The sequence below is a fragment of the Facklamia sp. P13064 genome (genome assembly GCF_050409425.1).
Lineage (GTDB): Bacteria > Bacillota > Bacilli > Lactobacillales > Aerococcaceae > Facklamia.
The window spans coordinates 1-5,517 of the sequence record NZ_JBNUPM010000031.1 but is presented as its reverse complement, the minus strand read 5'-3'; the positions used below and the strand labels follow the sequence as shown (position 1 = coordinate 5,517).

The 5,517-nt window shown below is 35.8% G+C and carries 4 protein-coding genes and 7 tRNA genes; all 11 read right to left on the bottom strand.

The genetic code is table 11. The features are described 5' to 3' along the window. Positions 1-397: 397 nt before the first annotated feature. A complete protein-coding gene (locus ACQV2S_RS08530; protein ID WP_428874558.1) occupies positions 398-658 on the bottom strand; it encodes a hypothetical protein in 261 nt (86 codons plus the stop codon). Between the two features lie 229 nt (positions 659-887). Further along, on the bottom strand, positions 888-2,582 hold the full coding sequence (locus tag ACQV2S_RS08525; protein WP_428885392.1) for a serine hydrolase: 1,695 nt from the start codon (positions 2,580-2,582) through the stop codon (positions 888-890). 64 nt (positions 2,583-2,646) lie between these two features. After that, positions 2,647-3,342 (bottom strand): hypothetical protein, encoded by a 696-nt coding sequence (locus ACQV2S_RS08520; protein ID WP_428874560.1) that lies wholly within the window; start codon positions 3,340-3,342, stop codon positions 2,647-2,649. Between the two features lie 97 nt (positions 3,343-3,439). After that, positions 3,440-4,483 carry a ribosome small subunit-dependent GTPase A gene (gene rsgA / locus ACQV2S_RS08515; RefSeq protein WP_428874561.1) on the bottom strand — a complete coding sequence of 348 codons (1,044 nt, stop codon included), beginning with the start codon at positions 4,481-4,483 and terminating at the stop codon, positions 3,440-3,442. Between the two features lie 360 nt (positions 4,484-4,843). After that, a tRNA-Leu gene (locus tag ACQV2S_RS08510) sits at positions 4,844-4,929 on the bottom strand. A 12-nt stretch (positions 4,930-4,941) separates the two neighbouring features. Further along, positions 4,942-5,012: transfer RNA gene (locus tag ACQV2S_RS08505), tRNA-Cys, on the bottom strand. A gap of 6 nt (positions 5,013-5,018) precedes the next feature. Beyond that, positions 5,019-5,090 (bottom strand) — tRNA-Gln (locus ACQV2S_RS08500). 17 nt (positions 5,091-5,107) lie between these two features. Then, a tRNA-His gene (locus ACQV2S_RS08495) sits at positions 5,108-5,180 on the bottom strand. A gap of 14 nt (positions 5,181-5,194) precedes the next feature. After that, positions 5,195-5,265: transfer RNA gene (locus ACQV2S_RS08490), tRNA-Trp, on the bottom strand. Between the two features lie 33 nt (positions 5,266-5,298). After that, a tRNA-Tyr gene (locus tag ACQV2S_RS08485) sits at positions 5,299-5,379 on the bottom strand. Positions 5,380-5,384: 5 nt separating this feature from the next. Continuing rightward, positions 5,385-5,457 (bottom strand) — tRNA-Phe (locus ACQV2S_RS08480). Positions 5,458-5,517 lie beyond the last annotated feature (60 nt).

The window sequence follows — 5,517 nt, the reverse complement described above, 5'->3', positions numbered from 1 at the left end:
GGGGGGGGGGGGGGGGGGGGGGGGGGGGGGGGGGGGGGGGGGGGGGGGGGGGAGGAGAGGGGGGGGGGGGGGGGGGGGGGGGGGGGGGGGGGGAAAAGCCCCCCCCCCCCCCCCCCCCCTTTCCAAAGAAGCACTTCACATCAACCCCCCACAACGCTCTTTTCATTTTTTTTTTTTTTTTGGAAAAAAAAAAAAAAGGAGGGTTTTTCTTTTGGGGAGGAGAAAGGAGAAAAAAAAACACCCCCACACCACCACAAAAAAAAAAAAAACAAAAACCCGAGATCCAACTCGTGGACACTTTCTCTCTGGTCTTCCTTTCAAGGTTATAGCAAAAATGGACTTATGATACAGCCCCTCGCTGCTTTGGGTATTTACGTAGATTATTGGCCATAAATATTCACTCGACATCGGTCTTAGAAAAGCTATTGCGACCGTTGGATGTCGCTTGATAAGTGGTGTGTTTTTCTTTACAAGGAATAAAATCCTCAGCAATTTTTTGGTGATACTTTTTGAGACGACAGCGCTTCTTTTTGCGTTCATCCGCTCCGACAACAGTTTGCGTTTCAATCGCTCGGTTAAGCGTTTCAATTTCTTCACTTAAGAGCTGCTGAATCTCAGATTGAATTTGTTCGACTACCTCATGAATTCGCCTAAACACTATGATTTTCAGGGAATAAACAATCCATTTCCAGTGGCAAGTAAGTGTGATTCATAGTGTACTGTTGCTAGATAGAAAGCCCCTCCTAAATGGTTTTGTGATTACTACTATTATAGCAGGAAACGCTTTCTATTTTTTTATTGTTAAAGAAAAAGTCCGATTAACAAATGGATTGTTGACCGGACTTTCTTTAATTGTTCAAGACTTTTGTCCCAGCCCCTTTTATTTTTTAATTATAATTGTTTTCATCTAACATCATTTCTGTAGATTGCCTTAACATTTCTTGCTCTTTTTCCTCTAAATAAGCTTGGGGATTTGTTACTTTTTGCCATAAGAGCGAACGATTACTAACATAGACATCAAAAACAGCTTTAGATAATATTCCCATTTGATCTGGAACAGCATCGTAATTATAAGGATTTTCTGTATACACAGCTAGTGTGTAGGTTCCATAATCCGTTTGAAAAGCTGCGACATCATTTTGTTCTGTCGATCCTAATCCTGTTTTATTCCATGTGGTAACGTATGGTATAAATGTAGAAAGATATCGCCATGGGTTTGTCATTAATTTTTGAATTAATTGACCATCCCAAGGTTCGCCATTCAGTTCATTACGTGCCATTAAAGCGAAATACATAGCAGCATCCCCAGGCGATGTCTGAAATCTGCGGTTGGTTGATCCATGATAATATTTTCCATCGACAAAGGTATCTTTTAGACCAAATTTATGGACATAAGGTGTAATCCATTCACCTTCGCCAGCTACTTCAATTAACATATTAGCAGCTGTGTTATCAGAATATAAAGGAATCAAATCTACTAAGTAATCCACAGTGTATTGCGACCCACTAGGGTCTCCTTGAATAACTCCAGCACCTGGGACGCGGTTTTCATCAGATAAAATAACCATAGAATTGGGTGACAACTCACCAGTTTTATAAAGCTCATAAATTTTACCTAAAACATAAATTTTTTGAGTAGAGGCTGGGAAAAATATTTGGTTATTTACTGAAACCTGGGTAAGATGCTCACTATTAACAAAAGAAGCTCCTGCCGTTGCACTAATATATCCCAAATAAGTCTCTAATATAGCTTCTATTTCATCTAAAAGCTCTCTTTCACTATAATAGGTTAAAACGTAATCATTATATGAAGAATCTTTTCTAATCCAACCAAGCTCATCATAGCCAAAATAAACATGTAACCAGGTTCCATATTGATTAGTGAGTTCCTGTCCTACTTCCATTGGACTGTCTATCATTCCTTGAGTATTTAGTAAATAACGTGAACTGGCTAAACCAGGCGGATTTGAGTAAATTTTTAAATCAGGAGACTTAATAAGGATGCTGTACTCCATTGTTTTCAGAGTGAAATGCTCTCTTTTTTTATGAGGAGTCATGTAGAAAGGATATTTATTAACAGCAAAAAGATCCTCAACTTGTTTAGCTAATAATTCACTGTTGTTCAGATTTTCTTTTAAACCATCTTGATAATAACCTTTAGTTTTATCTTCTTGAAACCATCCGGTGAAGGGCGAACCACCTTGATAAAGTATCTTTTTCAATCCATCTCTTTTCCATACAAGTTCCGCCACTCCAATTTCTTCAACAACTGGTTTGCGATTAATAGACGATTTTAAAGTCGGCTTAATAAGTTGAGGTCGATTATAAAATCTTGGCATATAGTGATCGTTTAATTCAGACGAGAGTGAGACTTTTTCAGATTTAGCGTTGGTTTGTAAGATTGGATCTTTTCTTAAATTAAGATCTACTTCCTCAAGGTTAATGCTGCTATCAATCGGCTTTTTGAAAAAGTTTTCAATAATATAACGATTAGAGGAAGAAACAAAAGTGAAATAAAGTGTTGAAAAAAGAGTCGCAGTAATTAAAAAAGAAAGCAATTGTTTTTGATAACTATCATTCAAATTTGTTCGCTCCTTCACCTGATGTTATTGGTAAATATATCAATAGGATTTTAAGAACCCAATCTTAACTAATAATTTTAGGTATAAAATAATCTAACAGTTCTTGAGTAAAGTAAATGGTCGGGTAATCTTGTTCAAAAGTAGATAGGCTTAACTCCTCTTTCAAATCAAAGGGATCAACATTAAGAGATAATGAGCGGTCGGAAATAAATGCTTCGTACTCATCTTGTAAATTAGCATACTCATTTTTCTCATATCTTTGATTGGCAATTAACCTAAAAACAAATTCCTCAAAAGCTCTCTCTTTAATTCGCTCATAAGGATTACCAGCCAATCGAAGGTGAATTTGTACATAATCAGAAAAAGAGATATTCTTTACTTTAGCTATCGTTTCTACTCTTTTTAGATACTCATTTTGAAAAAGCAACAGCTCACTTTGATTAATGATGGTTTGACTGGTTTCAGCGAAAAAAGTGAATAAGTAAGGCAGTAGTTGATCATAAAAAAAGAACTCAGCCACACGATGCTTCAAATCATTATAAAAAAAGCTTCTCAAGTCTTGATAACTATAGATATTCGGAAGATTTAGATTGAATATCACTTCATCTGACAAATTTTTATTATTTGGATAATTTAGATTGGTTAGTTCCTCCACTTTTTGATCAACTTGTTTATTTAAATACTCTTCATCAATTTGAAGATATTTCTTAGGAACCAAAATATCTTCTTTTTCAAAATAACTTTCTACTGTACTAATCAAACAGATCACCTCTTTGAAATAACATAAAATTATCGACCTATCTATTATACCTTAACGTTGCCCTATAAACTACCTTATAACTATTGATTAGGTGAGATTAATCAATGTCGTTAAGAATTCCTGACTTAGTGATTACTTTCATTCGATGATGTGGTTTCTTTTTTTTGTTTTTTTGGCTGATCAATTCCTTATACCGTTTCTTTTTATCTTTATATTTTAAATAACGATTGTACAACTCTTTAGATAAATTCCCTTTTTTGATGGCTAGTTGAATAGCACATCCAGGCTCATTCACGTGCGAACAATCATTAAACTTACATTTAAGCGAAAGGTCATATATACTTTGAAAAAGAAGCGTTTCATCTGCATCTCTATGGGATGAAATAGTTTTAAAGCCTGGTGTATCAATAATATAAGAAGAGGTTTTTTTAAGGAAATACATAGAGGAAGAGGTGGTTGTATGCTTGCCTTTACCATCATTTCTAACGTTTTGAGTTGACAGTTCTTCTTTTTGTAAAATAGTGTTTATTAAAGTAGACTTTCCTACCCCTGATGATCCAATTAGAATAGAAGTTTTACCTTTTTTGAGAAGATTCATTACTTTTTGATACGATAAAGGATCATGAATTGATAATTGATTAATTTTCATTTTAGGATAAACCTTTAAAATAGTATTTTCAATAGTTGAAGCTTCTACTTGATAGTCTGATTTTGAAATAATAATTTGAATATCCTTAGCCATATTAGAAAAGGTAGAGACATAGCGTTCGAATTTTCCCAAAGAAAACCTCTGATCAGCTGCAATAAGAATAAATATTTGGTCAACATTTGCAGCTATTAATTGTTCTTTAGCATTATATGCCAAACTTTTTTGTGATGTGCTTTGAGCTTTAGTAATCAAGCTATCTCTTTTGAGAAACGTGGATATTTGATGTTCTCCCGCATTCTTTTCAACTAAAACATAATCACCTACAACAAAATCACTATTTTTTAAATTTACTCGAACCGAAATTAATTCGTCTTTTTTATTATGAAGCGTTAGAAATGCATTATTACGACTTGTGATGCGATAGATATTTAAATCATTATTTAAATTATATCTAGAAATGTAAGAATTAATACCATAATCTTTGTTTATCATCAATTAGTCTCCTATCTAAATTATCCTTTTATGCTACATAAAGCTATCTGTTTTCGTAAATATGATGAATTTAGAAAGACAAAATAAATTCTATAATTTTTAAAATATAATTAAAATAAAAAAGAATCTAAGATTAACTTAGATCCTTAAAAATATAGAAAATGACTAATGATAGGGTGGTACGTAAAAACAAATAACCCTAGCAAAAAACCATTGAAGAGTTTTTAGATTAGAACCTAAATTTTTATATTCTAAATTCATCTTGTACCACTCCTTTCGAATTTATAAGAAAATTATACTTTACCAATGAAAATAAAACAATAAAAAAACCTTCCTATCCAGGAAAGAGTTTAAAATAAATAGCGGTGGTCGGGATCGAACCGACACGCCGTGTAACCGGCACTGGATTTTGAGTCCAGCGCGTCTGCCAATTCCGCCACACCGCCGTAATAGATATAAGGCGGTAGTCGGATTTGAACCGGCGATCAAGGTTTTGCAGACCCGTGCCTTACCACTTGGCTATACCGCCATGAAACTGGGGTAGCTGGATTCGAACCAACGAATCACGGAGTCAAAGTCCGATGCCTTACCGCTTGGCTATACCCCAATAATAAAATATAAATAGGCGACTGATGGGAATCGAACCCACGAATGTCGGATCCACAAACCGATGCGTTAACCACTTCGCCACAATCGCCATCATACTTTTAACAGGGACTGTAGGAATCGAACCCACACTGACGGTTTTGGAGACCGTTGTTCTACCGTTAAACTAAGTCCCTAAAAAGGAAAATGGTTAGCAATCCCTATTAAAATGGAGGGGGGCAGATTCGAACTGCCGAACCCGAAGGAGCGGATTTACAGTCCGCCGCGTTTAGCCACTTCGCTACCCCTCCAGCAATGGCTTGAGACGGAATCGAACCGCCGACACCTTGAGCTTCAATCAAGTGCTCTACCAACTGAGCTATCAAGCCTAGAAACGGTCCGGACGGGATTTGAACCCGCGATCTCCTGCGTGACAGGCAAGCATGTTA